Raw genomic sequence first — 19,485 nt, forward strand, 5'->3', positions numbered from 1 at the left:
GGAGGCGCCACCCGTGGGCGGCGCCTCCCGGGAGGTTAGGACGCCGAGGCGGGGTCCGAGTAGGAGGGAACCTCGGTGGCGGGGTCGCCATCAAGCGCTGCCTCGAGCTGCGGAACGAGTGCCTCGAGCGAGTACTGGATCGACGAGGGGGAGTTGGCGAAGAACGCGCCCTCGAGGGTGGGGTCGGTGATCCAGACGTGTCCACCGGTTTCGGTGACGCTCAGGCTCGGGAACAGCGGCAGGCCCTCGATGGTGCTCTGGACTTCGCCGGTGGTTGCGGTCTGCCACAGGATCGTGTCGAATGCGTCGAACATGTCGAGGTTCTCAGCTGAGATCTGGATGTAGAAGCTGTCACCCAACTGGTCGTCCAACGCGCTGGTGTCCAGGCCGAGGTTTTCAAGCAGCTGGTTGCGGTTGTCCGTGGAGTCATATGCGCCGGGGTTGCCGTCGTAGTAGAACGCGACGATGCCGGCCTTGTCCTGCCATTCAGGGTTGGCTTCGCGGATTGCGGCATACTCGGCATCGAGGTCGCTGACGACCTCTTCGGCGACGTCGGACTTGCCGACGGCCTGCCCGATCATCTCGAGTTCAACGTCGAGCGGCATTCCCCACTCGACGTAGTCTGCCTGGCGAACAATGGTCGGCGCGATCTGGCTCAAGGAGTCGTAGGTCGCCTGGTCAACGGCTGCCTGCGGGTAGGTGTTGATGATGAGGTCGGGCTCGTAGGAAGCGATGAGCTCGAGGTTCAGTTCGCCCTGGGGGATCAGAATGGGATCAGCGTCGGCAGCGACACGGTCTTCCTCAGCCCAGGGGCCGGTGCCGTGCTCGTAGCCCTGCCACGACTCGAGGATCGCGTACGGGGCGACTCCGAGGGAGTACAGCAGCTCGTGCTCGCGCGATCCAAGCGTCACAATGCGCTGGGGCTCTTCTTCGATGGTCACGTCGCCAAAGGCGTGCGTAATGGTGGTGGGGAAGCCCGCGGCGGCCTCAGTAGTGGCGGCTGCGGTGGCTTCTTCTGTGGTTTCTTCGCTGGACTCGCTCGAGGAGCAAGCAGCGAGCGTGAGCGCGGCAACCGCTGCGAGGGCAACGGTGGAGGCACGGCGCATGGTGCGCACGGACATGGTGTTTCCTTTCATGGGACTTGCGTTCAGGGGGTAGTGACGATGAGGTGTTCGACGAGGCATGCGCCGTATGCGGCGACGGCCACAGCGTCGAGTTCTGCCGTGGAGGCGTGACCTGACTGGTCGCGCACTGCGACGACGGAGACGCCGAGGTCCTCGTCGGTGCGCACAAGTGCCTGCCAGGGTGCGCGCGTGTAGCCCGCGTCGCGGAGGCATGCCACCGTGGCGGAGGCGGGCATGGGGGAGACGAACCAGCGCATACCTTGGTGGCAGGCGAGGCCGGTGGCAGGGTCGACGCCGTCGATGGTGAGGTCGCTGACGTTGAGGCGCTCGTGGCGCTCGCGGATGAAGTCGTGAAAACTGTGTCCGCACATCTGCGCGTCGCTGTGTTCTCCGGCGACGAGTTCGTCGCCTTCGTCGAGGGTCAGGCGGCATGCCAAGCCAGGGACGGCGGCGAGCAGTGCGGCAGCCGATCGCAACTGCGGAGCGGTGATGGTCATCGGGTCTCTCCGGGGGCTCGAGCCGGTACGACGATCGGCGTGCCGGTCACGGGGTCTGGAATGATGCGGGCGTCAAGGTGGAACACGTCCCGCACAAGTTCTTCGGTGAAGACCTCGCCGGGAGTTCCCGACGCTGCCACCCGGCCATCAGACATGGCGATGACATGGTGTGCGTAGCGTGCGGCCTGGTCGAGGTCGTGTACCACCATCGCGACGGTGCGCTCTTGACGCGTGTTGAGGCGATGCAGGAGGTCGAGGACTTCGTACTGGTGGGCGATGTCGAGGAATGTGGTGGGCTCGTCGAGCAGCATCAGGGGCGTGTCCTGAGCGAGCGCCATCGCGATCCAGGCGCGTTGGCGTTGGCCGCCGGAGAGTTCGTCAACGACGGCGTCCTGAATCTCCGTCAGCCCGGTGGAGTGCAGGGCAGACATGACCGCCGTCTCGTCAGTGGTGGACCAGGGCCGCAGGATCTTCTGGTGGGGCGTACGCCCGCGTGCGACGAGTTCTTTGACGGTGATGCCAGCGGGTGGGATCGGGGACTGGGGGAGCAGTCCTACACGCCGTGCCACTTCGCGTGTGGGAATGGTGTGGATGTTTTCGCCATCCAGGACTACAGACCCCGCCGATGGGGTGAGCAGGCGTACCAGCGAGCGCAGCAGGGTGGACTTGCCACATCCATTGGGGCCGACAATCGCGGTGATTTTGCCGTCGGGGATGGCGACGTTGACACCATGGACGATGGTGGAGTCGCCGTAGCCGAGTACGACGCGGCGGGCTTCGAGCCGGTTCATTGCTGTCCTCCTCGTGCGGATCGCCCCACGAGCCACAGCAGGTAGGGGGCGCCGATGGCTGCGGTGTACAAGCCGATCGGAAGTTGCATGTCGCCGGTAGCGTGCTGGGCGGCATAGTCCGCTACCAGAGCGAGTGCGGCACCCATCAGCGCGGCGGGAATGAGAGTGACGCCCGGGGCGCGGGTGAGTCGCCTGGCGAGCGCTGGTGAGACGAGGGCAATGAAGCCCACGGGTCCGACGACGGCCGTGGCGCCAGCGGCGAGCAGGACGGCGCAGAGCACCAGGAGTAGCCGCGCCCGTGCCACGGGGATGCCGAGGGCTTCAGCGGTCTCATCGCCCATCTCCATGGTGCGTAGCGAGCGGCTGAGCGTCACGATGATGGGGATCATGACGGCGAGGATCACTGCCGCGACGGCGACGTGCTGCCAGGTGCGGTTGGCGGTGGAGCCGACGAGCCAGACAAGTGCTTGGTCTGCGTTGTTGATGTCCATCACTGTGAGCAGGTATTGGGAGACCGCGGAGGCGACGAAGCCGATGCCGATGCCGGTCAGCACCATGCGCAGTGGCACGATGCCGCCATGCCAGGCGAGCGCGATGATGATGGCCGCGGCGACGATGCCGCCGATGCCTGCACCTGCGGCAACGAGCCAGGCGGAGGTAGCGCCGGCGAACGCGATGACTGCCACCGCTCCCGCACCAGCACCAGCGGAGATTCCGATGAAGTCAGGTGAGGCGAGTGGGTTACGTGTCAGCGACTGCAGGATGGCGCCGGCGAGCGCGAACATGATGCCGATGAGGACGGTGGTGAAGGTCCGCGGCGCGCGCAGTTGCCCGACGATGAAGTCGGCCTGCGAATCCGTGGTGAAGCCAAACGCAGCAGCGAGCGCGTCGCCGAGCGGGATCTCGACGGGTCCCACGGTGAGGCCGAGCAGGAAGAACACGGAGGCGACCGCAAAGAGCACCCATCCGACCACGATGACGCGGGTGTGTGTGAGGACTCCGAAGGGGCCGAGGCGCACGACTCTCATAGCTCGACCACCTTCATGCGCCGTGCCATCACGGCAAAGATGGCACCTCCGATGAGGGCGGTGGTGATGCCTACAGCGACCTCGGATGGGCGCGCAATCACACGCCCGATGACGTCGCAGACCAGCAGCAGTACCCCGCCTCCGAGGGCGGAGACGCCGAGGAGCCATGGCAACGAGGCTCCGACGAAGGTGCGCACGATGTGGGGGACCGCGAGGCCGACGAACACGATAGGGCCCGCGGCTGCGGTGGCGGCGCCAGCGAGCAGGGTCACGACCGCGATGATGATGAACCGGGTGAGCCCGATGCGCACACCGAGCGCCTGGGCGGTTTCTTCTCCCATGGAGATCGCTTCGAGCGACTTCGCGGCGATAAAGCCCACCACGAGTGCAGCCCCGACAATGACCCACAGCGCAGTCATGTCGTGACCTTGACGCCCGTTGAGTGAGCCCACGACCCAAAAGCGGTACTCGTTGAGGGTCGACTGATTGACGATCAGGACGGCATACGTGACGGAGGTGAGGAGGGCAGTGAGGGCTACACCAGCGAGTGCGAGTCTCACGGGAGCTCCGGCCGCAGCTCCCGTGGCACCAATGGCGTACACAGTGATGGCAGCGATGGCAGCACCGATGAATGCGAGCCACACTTGCCCGGTGAATCCAGTGACACCTGCGAAGGTGATGCCAAACACCACTGCGGTCGCGGCACCAGCGTTGATGCCCAAGAGGCCGGGGTCAGCGAACGGGTTGCGTGTGAGCGACTGCATGAGCGCACCACCCACCGCGAGCGCGGCGCCGGCGAGGATGCCGATAGTGGTGCGAGACCAGCGCAGGTCGCGCACGATGAGCTGCTCGGGATCGTCGGGGTTGAAGTTGAAGATTGAGTCCCAGACGGTACCGAGATCGATGGGGCGTGCGCCGACAGAAAGGGATAGCAAGATGGCGACTACAAGCGCCGCGGCAGTGACGCCTGCGACGAGAGCGCGCTGGCGCATCGTGCTCCTTCGGGGATGTGGTGGCGCGCGTCGACGTCGCACCACTGAGGTTTGCCTAACCTAACCCAGAAACAGGCGTTATCGCAACATCCCTGTTGGATAAATGAATGGCGTCGTGAAGGGCGAATCGCGGGCTATGCCCGGGGCGTTTCGGGGTCCATCTCGTCGACCGGGCAGGCGGAATCGGGCATCGCGACATCGATGCCGTACAGAGCACGAATCGCGCCCAGGTACTTGTCTGCTTGGCCGGCCTGAGCGTGCTCACGTGCGCGCACGGTCGGGGTGTGAAGAAGGGTCTTAGCGAAGCGTCGCAATGCTTGCTCTGTGGCGTCCGCTTGCGCGACGGCTTCTTCGCTGGCTCCTGCAGCGGGGCGCACCCTGGCGAGTTCGCGCTCGAGAAGGCCAAACACATGCTCACGCAGAGCGACCACGGCAGGGTCGATGGTGCGGACAGACTCGCCGTCTTCGAAACGAGCGACAGCGTGAGCGACAATGGCGCGGGCCGCCTCGATTGCGCCGACGGCCTCGCCAGGGGCTTGAGCGCCAACGGACTCGAGATTCACGACGTGCACGCCATCGAGCGCTTCGACACCGGGGGCGACGTCACGGTGCAGTGCAAGGTCGATGAGTGTGAGGGGAGCCGATGCCTCGGCACGGGCTGCGTGAACCATCGCCGGTGTGAGGACGATGGATTCGCCGCCGGAGCAGGCGAGGACCACATCGACACGGGCGAGTTGCTCGCGCAGCTGTTCAAGCGACAGCGGTGTCACGTCATGGTCGCGGCTGAACTCTTGGCCGCGACCGGAAGGCGAATACACGCCGACAACATCGACGCCGCGCTGACGCAGCGACACAATGCCTGTTTCGGCAAGCGCACCCGTCCCGATCAGGACAGCACGAGCGCCCTCCCAGGAGACGGTCTCACTTGCCAAGTCAAAGGCCACGGACACGACGGAACGACCCGAGGTACCCAAACCCGTCGACGAGGCGACCACACGGGACGTGCGCAGTGCGGACTGGAAAAGTCGATCGAGTTGAGGGCTGACGTGCTTGCCCTCCTGCGCTTCGACGAGGGCTCTGCGCACCTGGCCCGAGATTTCACGCTCGCCCACCACCATCGACTCAAGGCCCGTGGTGACGGAGAGCAAATGCTGGACCGCATCGTCGCCCTCGTAGGTGGCGAGAGCGGCTTCGATGTTGTCGCGGCCGAGGCCAGTCGCTTCGTGAACGGCTTCAATCACGGCGGCACGGCCCGATTCGACGCTTTCGGCTTCGAGGTACACCTCGAAGCGGTTGCACGTGGGGAGAACCACGGCACCGCGCACGGGTGAGTTGCTCCCCACCACCGCCGCTCCCAACGCATCGGAACCCACACTGAGTTGTTCCAAAACCGTCAAGTCACGGTTGTGATGACTCGCCACTACTGACATCAAGACCACCCCGCTATTCTGACACGCGCGCAGAACAAGGCAGAATCGAGGGTATGACCGTAGCTGCATTGCCCGCTTCCCACCCTCTCGCCTCCGGCACTACCGCAGAGTCTCCGCTGGTAGCGGCACTCGACGGCCGGCCCGGCGCCCATCGGCCGGTCTGGTTTATGCGTCAGGCTGGCCGATCCCTTCCCGAGTATCTCGAGGTTCGCCGCGGCACTCAGATGCTGGAAGCGTGCCTCAACCCAGAACTTGCGGCGGAGATCACTTTGCAGCCGGTGCGCCGCTATGGGGTCGATGCCGGAATTTTCTTCTCCGACATCGTGGTCCCACTCAAGGCGGCTGGCGTGGACGTGGAGATTGAGCCGGGCGTCGGTCCCGTCTTCGCGACGCCGGTACAGACCATGGCTGATGTTGAGGCGCTACCCCATCTGGGTACGGCAGGCGACGGTGGAGACTTTGACGCCGCACTTGAGCCGATCCGCGAGGCAGTGCGCCTCACCGTCGCCGAGCTGGGCTCCACCCCCATGATCGGGTTTGCTGGTGCGCCGTTCACGCTCGCCGCCTACATGGTCCACGGGCGCCCCTCGCGTGACCACATGGCCGCGCGCGAACTGATGTGGGCAGAGCCCGAGGTGTGGGACGCGCTGGTTGCCTGGACCTCTCAGGCCGCGGGCCTCTTCCTTCGAGCACAGGTGCTCGCTGGCGCATCGGCCGTGCAGTTGTTCGACTCTTGGGCCGGCTCGCTGTCCGAGAGCACCTATGTGGCGAAGTGCCAGGCAGGGTCCCGTGACGCGTTGCTTGCCGTGGAGGACCTCGGGGTCGCACGCATTCACTTTGCCGCTAACGCTGGACACCTACTGGTGCAGATGGGACGTGCTGGAGCGACCGCACTTGGCGTCGACTACCGCACGCCACTGGATGAGGCGGCGCGTATCACCGGTGGCGCGTTCCCGCTCCAAGGAAACATTGATCCCGCCATGCTCGGGGCACCTGCAGCACAGCTCGAAGCGCATGTGGCCGACGTCCTGCACCGTGGAAGCTCAGCCCCCGGACACGTCGTCAACTTGGGCCACGGCATGCCGCCCCACGCTAACCCCGACGTCGTGAAGTCGATCGTCGAGCAAATCCATTCACATGACTGATCCCCGCACCTGGATCGTTATTGGGGCCGGGCCTGCTGGCCTCCTCGCGGCCTGTCGGCTCGCCGACGAAGGGCACTCCGTCACCGTCCTGGAAGCGGAAAGCGAACTGGGCGGACGCGTCAGCAAGGTGCGAGTGGACGGGATCGATATTGACGCTGGGGCAGAGTCGTTTGCCACCCGCGGTGGTCATGTCGAGAAACTGATCGACGACATCGGCCTGACTGACAAACTGGTCGCTCCCGCGGGTGGCCCCGCCTGGATCGTGGGACCAGACCGCTCATATCCGATGCCCGCAGCCGGATGGCTAGGCATTCCCACCAAGTCCCTGTCACGCGACGTTCGCAAGGCACTCGGATGGTCGGGAGCGTTGCGGGCCGCCGTCGAACGGTGGATGCCCGTCGAAGAGGTAGCGCCAGACGACCATCTCGGAGAAGTCGCGCGGCGTCGGCTCGGCGACATCGCCACCGACCGTCTGCTGGCTCCCGTCGTCAGCGGCATCTTTTCCCGCCCCATCGACGAACTCCGCATCGACGCCGCAGCAGCGGGTTTCGCTGCCGAGATATCCGAACTCGGGCTGACGCGAGCCGCAGCCAAGCGCCGAGCCCTCGCTCCTGCAGGTGCGTCCGTGATGGGACTCGAGGGCGGCATGTTTACCCTCACTGACGTGCTGGCGGAACGCGCCCGCGCCCGCGGCGTCACCATCTACACGGATGCCCCGGTGTACTCCTTGACCCGCAGTGAGGACTCGACCCCTGGCGGGCGCCCCAGCAACGACGTCCCCGGATGGGACATGGTCACCGAGAGCAACCACTGGCACGCCGATGAGGTGGTGATGGCGGCGTCACGGCCCGTCGCCGCGTCGCTGGTCCCGCAACTCGAACGTGCCCCTGACAGGCAGGTCGGGCTCGTCACACTGTCACTCGACGCACCCGAACTCGACTCCCACCCGCGTGGCTCAGGCGTGCTGGCAGTGGAAGGCGTCACCCATGCCAAGGCGCTGACGCATGCGTCAGCGAAGTGGAACTGGGTCGCCCAAGCAGCACCCAGCCGGCACATCATCCGCCTCTCGTACAACGTTGAATCCGCTCAAGATCTCAGCGACTATGCGCTCGCAGACGCCTCCCGCCTCCTGGGAGTGCCACTCAAGGACCAGCAAGTACGTGATCTGGTTCAAGTGACGTGGCACGATGCCGCTCCCACCCGGGCAGGGGATCGAGAGCCCGCGCCGGGACTCCACCTGGTCGGTTCGGCCGCGGGTTTCTCAGGCCTTGCGGCCATCGCCGACGACGATGCGCGATCGACCCTCGGCGCTCGCACCTAGGACCGAAGTCCCAGGCGAGGCCGTTCGCACCCACGTGACCCGAGCATCGGACCTTTGCCAGGCGCGAACGTGCTCGTGTGCGATTTCCCACGGGCGCGTGCCTGGGTGACAATGGAGGCATGACTGATCAGCCCCATGGCTTCACCCTGTTCTCTGTCCTCGACGGCTTCCTCGACACCCCTGATGAAGAACTTGCTGAGGTAGTCGAGCACTTCGACGCCGCAGTGGAAGAACTGGCCAGCCAGGACGTGGTCCTGCGCGGCATTTACGACGTGTCCGGCTTGCGTGCCGATGGCACGGTCATGCTGTGGCTCCACGGCCCTGATCTGGCGGACCTCCAGTTGGCGCTGCGTGAGCTCCGCGCGACCGAACTGTTGGCCGACACCAAGCTCACGTGGTCGGCCGCCGGCGTGCACCGCTCCGCAGAATTCAACAAGGCCCACGTTCCCGGATTCCTCCGTGGCGAACACGCTCGCGACTGGCTCACCGTGTACCCCTTCGTGCGCTCCTACGAGTGGTACCTCTTGCCCGACGAGGAGCGCTCCACGATGCTTCGCGAGCACGGCATGATGGGCGCCAAGTTCAAGGGTGTCGTCGCCAACACCGTCGCAGCGTTCGCCTTGGGTGACTACGAATGGTTGCTCCCCATGGAAGCCGACGACGTCCTCGACCTCGTTGACATGATGCGCGACCTGCGCAATACCGATGCCCGTCGCCACGTGCGCGAAGAAGTGCCGTTCTACACGGGACGCCGAATTGAAACCGCGGAGGCCGTGGAGGTTCTCGCATCGTGACCGAGGAACTCAAGCCATTCGCTGCCGACACTCGCACTGTCGACCCGACCACCTATGACTGCATCCTGCTCGCAGGATTTGGCGGTCCCGAAGGTCAAGACGACGTCATTCCGTACCTGCGCAATGTCACGCGCGGCCGCGGTGTGCCAGACGAACGCCTCGAAGAGGTCGCCCACCACTACCGCCACTTTGGTGGGATCAGTCCCATCAACGAGCAGAACCGCGAACTCAAAGTGGCACTCGAAGGTGAGATCGCCAAGCGCGGACTCGCACTGCCGGTGTACTGGGGAAACCGCTTTTGGGCTCCCTACTTTGCTGACGCCCTGAAGGAACTCCATGCGGACGGTCACCGCAAGGTTCTGGTGCTGGTGACGACGGCATTCTCCTCATACTCCGGGTGCCGTGCCTACCGCGAAGACCTCGCGACCGCTCTCGAAGAGACTGGCCTCACAGATGAGCTCCAGCTCGACAAGATTCGCCAGTACTTCGACCACCCCGGCTTCGTGAAGCCCAACATCGATGCGGTGCTGTCCGGCCTCCATGAACTGAAGGCGGCGAACCGTGCAGACGACGCGCACGTCATGTTCGCGACACACTCCATTCCCTCAGCTGCAGCCGACGTCTCCGGGCCGCGCGAAACACGACCGGACGGCACGCCAGTTGCCACCGGCGGAGGCGAAGAGTGGTTCGCAGGCGGCGGCTGGTACGTCGAACAACAGCGCGCAGTCGCGGCACTCGTAATGGATGCTGTGGCGCAGGAGTTCCCGGACACCCCGTGGTCCCTCGTGTTCCAGTCGCGGTCCGGAGACCCCAGCACACCGTGGCTTGAACCTGACATCAACGATGCAATCAACGCTCTGGACGACTCGGTCAGCGGACTTGTAGTGTCGCCTATCGGCTTCGTGTCCGACCACATGGAAGTTGCCTGGGATCTCGACAACGAGGCGCAGGAAACGTGTGAAGAGCGCGACCTGGCGATGGTGCGTGTGCCGACTGTGGGCGTGGACCCGCAGTTTGTGTCTGGGCTCATCGACTTGGTCGAGGAACGCCACGTCGGTAGCGACGGTGGGGCGGCGCGTGAACGCGAGGCCCTGACCGCTCTAGGCCCATGGCAGGACGTGTGCCCCACCGACTGCTGCCTTGGGCGCGGGGCAAAGCCCACCATCGCAAGCGCCTAAGCCCGCCCTTCGCGGGTCTCGGGGAATCACAACCCCAGGACCACCACCGTGGACACTTTGAACCAAAGGTAGTCTCGCCACGCCGCTGTGGGACTCCGCTGGCGGCCCCATGACGGCGTGTCGAAGTCCCGACGGGTTCGTAGTGTTGCCGCGACGAGTGCCGTGGCCAGCTCGTAGTGTTGGTGCGACGAGTGCCGTGGCCCGTTCGTAGTGTTGGCGCGAGTGACGCGTCGAGTACCGAGTTTGGCGGGTTAGTAGTCGACGACGGTGCAGCCAGCGAGGATGTCGTCTTCGGTCTCACGCAACGGCGTGGGCGAGACGGTCGGCTCAGGGGTGCTGGCGGTGGTGGTCGTCGAGTCCGTCGTGGTGGTTGATCCACCAGTCGAGGTGCTCTCCGTCGATTCCGACTCCGTCGCGGTCGTCGTGTCTGTCGAACTGTCACTGGACTCAGTGTCGGCATCGGTCGCGGCGTGTTCCTCGGCCGTCACTACGGGCTCGTCGTTGATGAGCGAACGCCACATTTCAGAGGCAGCGGGCTCGTCCCAGAGGACATCCCCAGAGCCGTCGCCTGCGTACTTCCAGGGCACGGTGTAGAAGTTCAACTCAGACGTCTCAAAGTGGCGCAGCGAGTACAGCAGGCCCACGAGGTTGTCGAGTGAACCGAGTTCCGAGTCCATGGAGACGGACTCTGCTCCCGCGCGCAGGAGTTGCGTCAGTGCTGGGAGGTCGGTGAGGACATTTGAGCCGAGTGTCACGCGAGCAAGGTTCGTGAGGAGTTCTTGCTGGCGATCAATACGGGAAAGGTCCGTGCCGTCACCACCAAGTCCAGTGCCTGTGCGGGCTCGCGCAAACGCCAACGCGGTTTCGCCGTCGAGCACCTGCGGGCCGGCTTCGAGCTCGAGCTTTGCCTTGCTGGAGTACATGTCTTGGTCGATACACATCGGCACGCCACCCATGGCGTCGACCATGTTTTCGAAGCCGGAGAAGTCGATCATTCCGAAGTGGCCGTTGAAGTCCACTCCCGTGAGGTCAGTGATGGTGCGCATCACGCAGGCGGCACCTTCGCCGCGGTCGCCGTTGATTCCGCCGTTGGCGAGGGCAATGTTGAACTTGCCGGTCCAGCCCTTGACGACAGTGCCGTCGTAGAGTTGACAGTCTGAGATTGCGACGCGGGAGTCGCGGGGGATTGAGACGACATCGATGCGAGAACGGTCTGCCGAGATGTGGACCACCATGGTGGTGTCGCCGCGCATACCCTCGGCAACGTCGCCTCCGATGTCGGCGTTCTCGCCGTTGCGTTCGTCTGTGCCGATCAGGACGATGTTGATGTCTTCTCCACCGGCAAAGTCGGTGGGAATGTACTCGGCTTCCGCTTCACCGTCGGTGGCGCTGGCAATGTTGCGGACATCGTGCCGCTCGATGGCGCCTTGCGCGTTGGTGATGTACGCGCTGCCGAGGACGATGCCGAATCCGGCTACTGCTGCGACGGACGAGACGAGGAACGCGAAGACACTGCGACGCGGCAGGCGTGCACTGTGACGTGCGCGTGCCCGGGGACGGCGTGTACTCAAGCGAATTCCTCCCTTGGCGCGCGGGGCGCGCGGACTGTGTCTGCGTCAGTAACGCACCGGGGTGCGTCGCGGTTCCCTCAACGGACAGACCTTCAGTCTAACGGGTTCGCGTATGTCTAGCCGTTGCTGGGTTCTGGCGTGGGGTTCGTGTCCCATTCGGAGGTGGAATCGCCTTCGGCGTCGACGGTGATGGGGACGTCGTCGCGGAGCTGCTGGAACATCGTCTCGGCTTCTTCTGTGGGGAGCACATTGAGGCGGTCGTCTGTGTACACCCATGGGACGGTGTGGAACGTGAAGTTGTCTTCGGGGGTGTTGCGGAGGCTTGCTGCGAGGGAGAGAACAAAGTCGACTTGACCGAGTTCGGGGTCGGTGGTGAGCGATTCGGACGCGGCGCGCAGGAATTGCGTGAGTGCGCTTGCGTCTGTGAGGAGGTTTTTCTCAAACACGGTGTGGATGACGGCTTCGAGCAGTTGCTGTTGCCTGCTGATGCGTTGAAGATCTGATCCGGAGACGTCCCCGACTTCCGCGGTTCGTAGACGGGCGTATCCGAGTGCCTCTTCTCCGGTGAGAGTCTGCCATCCCGCTTCGAGGTCGAGTTGGGCTTTCGAGGAGACGATGTCGGTGGGAATGTAGATTTCGACCCCGCCTAGCGCGTCAATCATCGTGATGAATCCGTCGAAGTCGATGACGGCCCAGTGGTCGATGGGGATCTGCGCGTCCTGCTGGACGGTATTGATGGTGCAGGCGGCGGCTTCTGCTGGGTCGCCGTTCTTGCCGCCGTTGGAGAAGGCGATGTTGAAGTCTCCGTAGCCGCCCGTGACGACCTCGCCGTCCAGAAGTGTGCAATCAGGAATCTCGACCTGCATGTCGCGCGGGATCGAGATCATATCGACTCGGGAGCGGTCACCGGCGATGTGCGCCACGATCGTGGTGTCATTGCGCATGCCGGGTGCGTCGTCTCCGCTGATGTCGGCATTGTCGCCGTCGCGGGTGTCGGATCCCATGAGCAAGATGTTGAGGGCGCCGGTTTGTGCCACCTCGACGTCGATGTCGTCGACGATGTGATCGACATCTTGGGTGGAGATGGCGCCTTCGATCTGTTGGCTCACGGTGATGCCGTAAACCAGGATGAACCCCGCGACTGCGGCGATGGTGGTGGCGATGATCTGAAGCATCCGGGGAGTGTGTGCTCGCGCGCTGTGCTGGAGAGGGCTGTGCGATGCGCGTCGTGTGGTCGGTTCGCCCGTGGCCTCGTGGCCATCGCTCATCGTTGTCCCTTTCCGCCAAAGATGGTTCTGAGTTAAGTGTAGGGATGCGGGCTACCTCGTGGTGTCTCGGTTACGCTCGGCGGGTGATTGATTTGCCGACCCTTCCCGCTCAGCCGCCGGTGAGCATCGTGGTGCCCGTCAAGAACGAGGCGCCGTATCTAGCCGATGCCGTGGCCGCCATGCTGGGATGTGGCTACGCAGGTGAGCTGGAGGTGGTGTTGGCGGTGGCACCGTCGGATGACGCCACCGAAGAGATTGCGCGCGGCCTTGAGCAGGACGAGCGGGTGCGTGTGGTGTCCAATCCGTCGGGCAAGACGCCCGATGCGTTGAATCGTGCCATTGCGGCTGCACGTTTCGATGTGTTGGTGCGCATGGACGGTCATGCGCTGATGCCGGAAGGGTATGTGGATTCCGCAGTGCGGCATCTGCGGGAGTCGGGTGCAGCCAATGTCGGCGGCCGTATGGTGCCGACGGCCTCAGAGCCGTTCGCGAAGGCGGTAGCGGTCGCGATGTCGTCCGCGTGGGGGCTGGGAGGGGCTGGCCACCGGCAGGGCGGTGTGGCCGGGCCGGCGGATTCGGTGTATCTGGGTGCCTTTAGGCGGGAGGCGCTGGAGGACGTTGGTGGCTACGACTCTCATTACGTGCGTGCACAGGATTGGGAGCTGAATTTCCGGCTTCGCGAGGCGGGCTATGGCGTGTGGTTTGTGCCCGAAATGCAGGTTCCGTACTCCCCGAGGAACACGTGGAGGAGCCTCGCCCGGCAGTTCTGGCTGACGGGTCAGTGGCGCCGCGAGGTGGTCTCGCGGCATCCCGAGACAAAATCTCTCAGATACCTTGCAGCGCCTATCGCTACCGTTGCGGTTGTTCTGGGGGCTCTGTGTGGGGTCCTGGGAATGCTCTTCGATACCCCCTGGTTGATCGCCGGCTGGGTCATCCCATTGGCATATTTAGCAGGTATTTTGCTGGCCACCGTCTCATTGGCGAGTCGGGCCGGAGCAGCGGCAAGCATTCGTTTGCCCCTGGTATTGGCCACGATGCACCTCGGTTGGGGCGCTGGATTCCTGCGTCAGGTGCCGTCTTCTCAACTTGACGCATAGGGATTACACGGGTGTAATTCACGTAGGCAGGGTTTCCTGCTCACGGTGATCGGAGGACGGCCTATGTGGAATATCTACGATGGTGCAGTGCCTTCCGACGCAGGTCAGGCCACACCTTCTCTCGCCTCCGTCGTTGACATTTTTGACGGTGTAGAAGATGACGGCCCTTTGGCATGGCAAGAGCGCGCACTGTGCGCTCAGACGGACCCCGAGGCGTTCTTCCCTGAAAAGGGCGGCTCAACGCGTGAAGCAAAGAAGGTTTGCGCGTCCTGTGAGGTTCGTTCTGAGTGCTTGGACTATGCGCTCGAAAACGACGAGCGTTTTGGCATCTGGGGTGGATTGTCAGAGCGTGAGCGGCGCAAATTGAAGCGCCGCGCCGTCTAGCTGGTCGGCCTGCGTGGGACGAGCATGAGTCCAGCGCGCATTCATGTGCGCGCAGTAGTGGTCAGTGACGGGGAATCGCCCCGACTGGCCTCAGTTGTTGATGCAGTGATCCATCAAGACCCCGCACCAGATCGAGTTGACCTGGTGCTTGTGGGAGACGCTCCGGCGCCTGACCCACTTCCCCCCTCGGTGCACGCTGTCCAGGTGACGGCGACAGATTTCTCGTCGGCTGTCCACGCACTCATTGTGGATGAAGAGGCGCAGCCGGGGGAGATGCTGTGGCTCCTTCATGACGATTCCGCGCCGATGCCGGATGCATTGGGGCTGCTCCTTGCGACCGCTCGTAAGCGGCACCGCGCCGGAATCATTGGCGCGGCTCAGGTGCAGTGGGATGATCCCACCCGGTTGGTGTCGATGGGCACCACGACCACGCGTGGCGGTGCCCGCCGTGTCACCTTGGTCGATGAGGGGGACATTAACCAGGGACAGCACGACGAGCGCGATGATGTTCTGGGTGTGTCCATTACTGGTGCGCTCGTGCGGCGTGAGGTGTGGGATCAGCTCAGGGGGCTCGACCCGGCATATGACGGGTGGGGTGACAGCCTGGATTTCTGCCGCCGGGTGTGGCGGGCGCAATGGGATGTCGTGGTGGTGCCGCGCGCGCGGATTCGCCATGCTCAGGAGCGTCTCAACGGGGGTCGCGGTGAGGGCGGATCGCGCCTCCACACGTATGGGGCTCGACGCGCATCGGAATGGCTTCAAGCGTTGGTGTATGCCCGCTGGTGGATGGGGCTGCCGCTCCTGATTGGTGTGGCCCTATCGACACTCGGCCGGGTGCTGATGCGCGTGGCGCAGAATAATCTGCGTTTGGCAGGAGCCGATGCCTGGGTTCCGATGCGGCTCTTGGTGCTCCTTCCCCGTGTGTATCGTTCGCGCCAGCGCGTCAATGCCGCAGGCTTGCGAGGTAGTGATGCACGCACCATTGAGCATCCGCTGTTGGCTTCTTCCCGTCAGGTCCGGCGTGACACGCGTACCCGTGAGTGGGGAGCGTATGAGAGTTGGCGTGCCGCTAGCGTGCCTCCGGAGCTCATCCGGAATGAGTTAGCTGTGGTGGCACGCCGGCGCCGCATCACGCTGGTCAGCGTCGCGGCGCTTTTGGCCGCCGTGTCGACGGTGAGGCACTACGACTGGATCAGTGGGGTGTTGTCTGGCCAGATGCTGGCTTCCGAGTCGCTCGGTATCACCGATGTGGGCTGGCGGACGCTTTGGGAGCGCGGCCTCAGCGGCTGGACGGAACAGGGCTTGGGCGCACCGTCGATTGATGGCGGACTCTCGGTGGTGTTGTTGCCTCTCACTGTGGTTCCAGGTGGGCTAGCCGTAGGGCTGGGATTGTTGTTGGCCGGTGCATCCCTGTGGGCTGGGTTGGGTGCGTGGGCTGCTGCCGGCGCACTGACGCGGTCGCTCGCTGTTCGTGCTGCCGCGGCTATGGCGTATGGCCTCATGCCGTTCTTGATTGAGTCAGTAGACCAGGGCCGTGTGGCATCCGTCATCGTGCACGTGATGTTGCCGTGGGTTGTCGTTGGCGTCGTGCGTGCCGGAGGGTGGCAGTGCACCGAGCGCATTAGTGACGGCGTCCATTTCCCCGAGCGTGCATTGCCGTCGCCGAGTGCCGCCGCTGGCGGCGCTCTCTCCATGGCGGTCGTAGTCATCGCCGCTCCCGCGCTCGTACTTCCGGTGCTGCTGTCTGTTGCGGTCGTGGGTGCGTGTGCCGGGCCGATGCGTCTACGGGTGTGGGGGATGGGCATTCCTCCCGCTGTGGTGGGCTTTGCCGGGCTGGTCGCCATTGTGCAGCAGGGCCTGATTTCGCGCGATGCCTGGACGGTTCTGATGCGTGAACCGGGGCCATCGATCAGTGATAGTTCAAGTGCTCTCGACATTCTGTTGGCACCTGTCTCGGTGAGCTCGGCCCCCGACATTTTCTTGGCGGCATCGTCCGTGGTCGTCCCCGTGCTGTTGGTGGTGGCGTTCCTCTCGACGTTTGTCGCGCGTCGCTGGGCGATGGCCACTACCGGCGTGGCATTGGCGGCGATGGGCGTGCTGTGGGGTGCGCTGTCGCTGTCGACGTTGGTCTCCCCAGATGGCGGCGCCGGTACCGCTAGCGCCAACGCTTGGGCTGGCCCGGGCTTGTCGCTCGCGGTGATGGGTGTGCTCATTGCGGTGGCATCGGCGGCCGAGGGTCTCTGGGATGCAGGTTCTGGCAAACTTCGTGTGACGAGCCGTGTCTTCCAAAGTATTGCGGCATCGGCCGTCGTTGTTGTTGTCCTCGGCCACGGTGTTGCCGTGGCCTGGCCGGTCGCAAGCGAAGACTCGGAGATTTCCGCAGTTTCGCAAGATGTGTTGCCGTTGGTTGCCGGGCTGGAGCTCGAGCAGCCCACACGGCAACGGGTGCTCGTCCTAGACGATGCCGAGTCCGGAATCTCCGCAACCGTGACCTCGACTGATGGCTCGGACGCGATCACTACCGCCGGGGAGTTGGTGAGCGATGATCGCTCGGCGACCCGGACCACGGGTATTTCCGTCGTCGGAACGAGCGCGCTCGCACCCATCGTTGCTGACCTGGTGGGTGGCGCCCAGGGCGCGCCAGCACAGATTGCCGAATGGGGCATCGGCGTCGTGATTGCTGCGCCTGGCGCAGAGCGCGCGGCATCGGCACTGGGGCAGTCGGACGCTTTGCAACTGATCGGTTCGTCTGAGCGCGGCACGTCGTGGCGGGTCAAGCGCGCGGGCGACGAGGCGCCGGTGTCTCGAGCCTGGGTGGCCGCGGACGATGGTGGCGTCACCGTCGTCGAAATGGGACGCACGACGGGTTCGGTCACGCTGACAGAACCTGTGACCGGAAACGTGGTCCTCGCTGTCAGCGATGACGAGGCTTGGACAGCAACGTTGGACGGCGCGACCTTGCCCAAGGTTGAAGATGAGTCCGGCCGCGCGGTGTTCGCTGTGGATGGTGAGGGCGTCCTTGAGATTGTTTATGACGATTCAGCCCACCGGTTCTGGTGGTGGATGTCCATCGTGGTGGTGGCGTGGGCCGCTATTGCCGCTATTCCGCTCCCCACTCGAACCTTTCGGGAGGTATCAGCATGAAAATCACCGCGTTCCTCCCTGGTGCGGCCGCGATCGCCGCCGTCGTAGCCGCGTCTCTCGTCACTCTCCCCAGCACTGAGTCTGGGGTCGAGGTAGAGCCCGTCACTGTCGAAGTTGTTCCTGCGGACCAACCTGCGGTGTGCCCTGGCCCGCTGGAGATTCCCGTCGGTGAAACCGAGTCTGGCGATGAAGATTTGGACTCTGGGTCGGACGACCGCGAGTTGTGGACGGCTCCGGCTGATAGCACGGCACTCGGCGAGGGCGTCGCGCTCACGACCCCGCTGGGTGCGTCGCTTGAGCGTGTAGGGAGCGGAGATATCGCATCCTTGGCGGGTCTGACGTGCACGTACCCGCGCCAGGAACAGTGGATTGTTGCGGGTTCCACTGCGCTGGGTTCGAGTGCCCGCCTCGTACTGTCGAATCCGTCCGCTGTCGCAGTCCGTGTCTCCGTCAGACTCTACGGACCGTTGCTCTTTGACGAGGGCCAAACGATCACGACAGCGGTGGGCCCGGGCTCGCAAACTGACGTGCTGATCGAGTCGGTCGAACCAGAGATTCCGGGTCTTGTGCTGCAGGTCACTGCCGGTGGCGTGGGCATTGTCGCTGCGCTGCAGGACTCCCGGTTGGACGGCTTTACATCGGCGGGAACTGAGTGGGCGACTGGATCGGCATACGCCGAGTCGACCGTGGTACCCATGGCCGGGCCCTCGACTGCCGAGGACCCCGCTGTCCTGCGATTGCTGGCGACCGAGGACACCTCCGCGAACTTGACGCTGCTAGGCCCGGATGGCGAGCGTGAATGGTTGGGGGACCAATCCGTCCAGTTGGAAGCGGGACTCCTGACGGACATTACGGTCCCCGAAGGGGACATCGCAGGCATCGGTATTGATGCGGATGTGCCCGTGGCCGCCGCGGTGATGACCCAATCGAGCTATGAGGTACGTGACGGTGAGGACACCGCCGCTGACATTGCGTGGACCCCATCACAGGACCTCTCCACACCCGTCGAGGGGGCCGTGATCGTCCCCGAGGGAAACGTCACGGTGGTGGCTGCCGCCGTCACCAATGGTCGGTTGTTGCTCACTGATCCCGATGGCGACGTCGTCGCGGACGAGTGGATCTCCCCGTTGAGCGCCACCGAGGTTGAGATCGATGTGCCCGCCGGGACCCAGATCACCGGCTCTGGCAGTGTCGCATGGGCGCTGCGTGTGCGAGACGACGGCTTTGTGACCTCGATGACGCCCAGGGCGCCCGAGCGTCTTCCCGAAGACGTTGACGTAGTCTCGGGGAGCTACGTGGATACCGAAAACTAGTGTGAGCCGTAGTCCGGGTCCACGTCCTCGGGGCGTTTCGCGAGGACATGCGCCACGTTTTCGGTGATGACATCACGCACCCAAGCCTCAAGCTCTGCGCCTTCTGCGCGCTGCTCCATGGGCTTGCGGTAGAGAACGATCCGGGTGGGATGGCCCAGCTCAGCGGGGAACATTCGCGCTAACGGAACGCCGTCCTCCCACGGTGTGGGATCCGACGGCGGGACGTCCTCGGTGCCAAACTCCAACTTGCCCCAGGCTTTGCCCCACAGGGGCTCCAAGCGGTCTACTCCGTCACGGACATAGTCATCAAAGATCTCGGCCCGAGACCGCCATGCTGGCGCGTCATACGGCAACAGCGGGGCTCGAAGTCCCCTCTCGTGTCGGTCACGGCGCGGCATGTGGCGAGGC

At 64.4% G+C, this 19,485-nt stretch carries 17 protein-coding genes; 8 read left to right on the forward strand and 9 right to left on the reverse strand.

Annotated features, from left to right (window positions below; translation table 11 throughout):
• Positions 1 to 35: 35 nt before the first annotated feature.
• From AOP79_RS06175 to AOP79_RS06200, 6 genes are all read right to left on the reverse strand, one after another.
• On the reverse strand, positions 36 to 1,121 hold the full coding sequence (locus tag AOP79_RS06175; RefSeq protein ID WP_062071613.1) for an ABC transporter substrate-binding protein: 1,086 nt from the start codon (positions 1,119 to 1,121) through the stop codon (positions 36 to 38).
• 26 nt (positions 1,122 to 1,147) lie between these two features.
• Positions 1,148 to 1,621, reverse strand: a complete 474-nt coding sequence (locus AOP79_RS11720) for a hypothetical protein (RefSeq protein ID WP_062071615.1) — start codon at positions 1,619 to 1,621, stop codon at positions 1,148 to 1,150.
• Positions 1,618 to 2,412 (reverse strand): ABC transporter ATP-binding protein, encoded by a 795-nt coding sequence (locus AOP79_RS06185; RefSeq protein ID WP_062071617.1) that lies wholly within the window; start codon positions 2,410 to 2,412, stop codon positions 1,618 to 1,620. The genes AOP79_RS11720 and AOP79_RS06185 overlap by 4 nt, the downstream gene beginning before the upstream one ends.
• Complete coding sequence (locus AOP79_RS06190) at positions 2,409 to 3,440, reverse strand: FecCD family ABC transporter permease (RefSeq protein WP_062071619.1); 1,032 nt, start codon at positions 3,438 to 3,440, stop codon at positions 2,409 to 2,411. The genes AOP79_RS06185 and AOP79_RS06190 overlap by 4 nt, the downstream gene beginning before the upstream one ends.
• On the reverse strand, positions 3,437 to 4,432 hold the full coding sequence (locus AOP79_RS06195) for a FecCD family ABC transporter permease (protein ID WP_062071621.1): 996 nt from the start codon (positions 4,430 to 4,432) through the stop codon (positions 3,437 to 3,439). The genes AOP79_RS06190 and AOP79_RS06195 overlap by 4 nt, the downstream gene beginning before the upstream one ends.
• Positions 4,433 to 4,566: 134 nt before the next feature.
• Positions 4,567 to 5,862 (reverse strand): glutamyl-tRNA reductase, encoded by a 1,296-nt coding sequence (locus AOP79_RS06200; RefSeq protein ID WP_161794234.1) that lies wholly within the window; start codon positions 5,860 to 5,862, stop codon positions 4,567 to 4,569.
• Positions 5,863 to 5,915: 53 nt separating this feature from the next.
• Here AOP79_RS06200 and hemE point away from each other — a divergent pair, with 53 nt between their 5' ends.
• The 4 genes from hemE to AOP79_RS06220 all read left to right on the forward strand — a co-directional run bounded on the left by hemE (position 5,916) and on the right by AOP79_RS06220 (position 10,300).
• Entirely contained in the window at positions 5,916 to 7,007 is a 1,092-nt protein-coding gene (gene hemE / locus AOP79_RS06205) for a uroporphyrinogen decarboxylase (protein WP_062071625.1), read from the forward strand.
• A complete protein-coding gene (locus tag AOP79_RS06210) occupies positions 7,000 to 8,328 on the forward strand; it encodes a protoporphyrinogen/coproporphyrinogen oxidase (RefSeq protein ID WP_062071627.1) in 1,329 nt (442 codons plus the stop codon). Before hemE ends, AOP79_RS06210 begins: the two co-directional genes overlap by 8 nt.
• A 119-nt stretch (positions 8,329 to 8,447) precedes the next feature.
• Positions 8,448 to 9,122 (forward strand): hydrogen peroxide-dependent heme synthase, encoded by a 675-nt coding sequence (hemQ, locus tag AOP79_RS06215; protein ID WP_062071629.1) that lies wholly within the window; start codon positions 8,448 to 8,450, stop codon positions 9,120 to 9,122.
• A complete protein-coding gene (locus tag AOP79_RS06220) occupies positions 9,119 to 10,300 on the forward strand; it encodes a ferrochelatase (RefSeq protein WP_236683270.1) in 1,182 nt (393 codons plus the stop codon). Before hemQ ends, AOP79_RS06220 begins: the two co-directional genes overlap by 4 nt.
• Positions 10,301 to 10,551: 251 nt before the next feature.
• Here the strand turns inward: AOP79_RS06220 and AOP79_RS06225 are convergent, their stop codons facing one another.
• Both AOP79_RS06225 and AOP79_RS06230 read right to left on the reverse strand, forming a co-directional pair.
• A complete protein-coding gene (locus AOP79_RS06225; protein ID WP_062071633.1) occupies positions 10,552 to 11,871 on the reverse strand; it encodes an LCP family protein in 1,320 nt (439 codons plus the stop codon).
• A 116-nt stretch (positions 11,872 to 11,987) separates the two neighbouring features.
• Positions 11,988 to 13,046, reverse strand: a complete 1,059-nt coding sequence (locus AOP79_RS06230; protein ID WP_161794235.1) for an LCP family protein — start codon at positions 13,044 to 13,046, stop codon at positions 11,988 to 11,990.
• A gap of 176 nt (positions 13,047 to 13,222) precedes the next feature.
• Between AOP79_RS06230 and AOP79_RS06235 the strand changes: the two genes are divergently transcribed.
• The 4 genes from AOP79_RS06235 to AOP79_RS06250 all read left to right on the forward strand — a co-directional run bounded on the left by AOP79_RS06235 (position 13,223) and on the right by AOP79_RS06250 (position 19,077).
• Positions 13,223 to 14,236, forward strand: coding sequence for a glycosyltransferase family 2 protein (locus AOP79_RS06235; protein ID WP_236683272.1), 1,014 nt, complete (start codon positions 13,223 to 13,225; stop codon positions 14,234 to 14,236).
• 63 nt (positions 14,237 to 14,299) lie between these two features.
• Complete coding sequence (locus AOP79_RS06240; RefSeq protein WP_062071637.1) at positions 14,300 to 14,620, forward strand: WhiB family transcriptional regulator; 321 nt, start codon at positions 14,300 to 14,302, stop codon at positions 14,618 to 14,620.
• Positions 14,621 to 14,644: 24 nt separating this feature from the next.
• On the forward strand, positions 14,645 to 17,764 hold the full coding sequence (locus AOP79_RS06245) for a glycosyltransferase family 2 protein (protein ID WP_062071639.1): 3,120 nt from the start codon (positions 14,645 to 14,647) through the stop codon (positions 17,762 to 17,764).
• Positions 17,761 to 19,077 carry a DUF5719 family protein gene (locus tag AOP79_RS06250; protein ID WP_062071641.1) on the forward strand — a complete coding sequence of 439 codons (1,317 nt, stop codon included), beginning with the start codon at positions 17,761 to 17,763 and terminating at the stop codon, positions 19,075 to 19,077. Before AOP79_RS06245 ends, AOP79_RS06250 begins: the two co-directional genes overlap by 4 nt.
• Here the strand turns inward: AOP79_RS06250 and AOP79_RS06255 are convergent.
• On the reverse strand, positions 19,074 to 19,475 hold the full coding sequence (locus AOP79_RS06255) for a metallopeptidase family protein (protein ID WP_062071643.1): 402 nt from the start codon (positions 19,473 to 19,475) through the stop codon (positions 19,074 to 19,076). The genes AOP79_RS06250 and AOP79_RS06255 overlap by 4 nt on opposite strands.
• Between the last annotated feature and the right edge of the window lie 10 nt (positions 19,476 to 19,485).

The sequence above is a fragment of the Demequina sediminicola genome, from assembly GCF_000975055.1.
Classification (GTDB): Bacteria; Actinomycetota; Actinomycetes; order Actinomycetales; family Demequinaceae; genus Demequina; species Demequina sediminicola.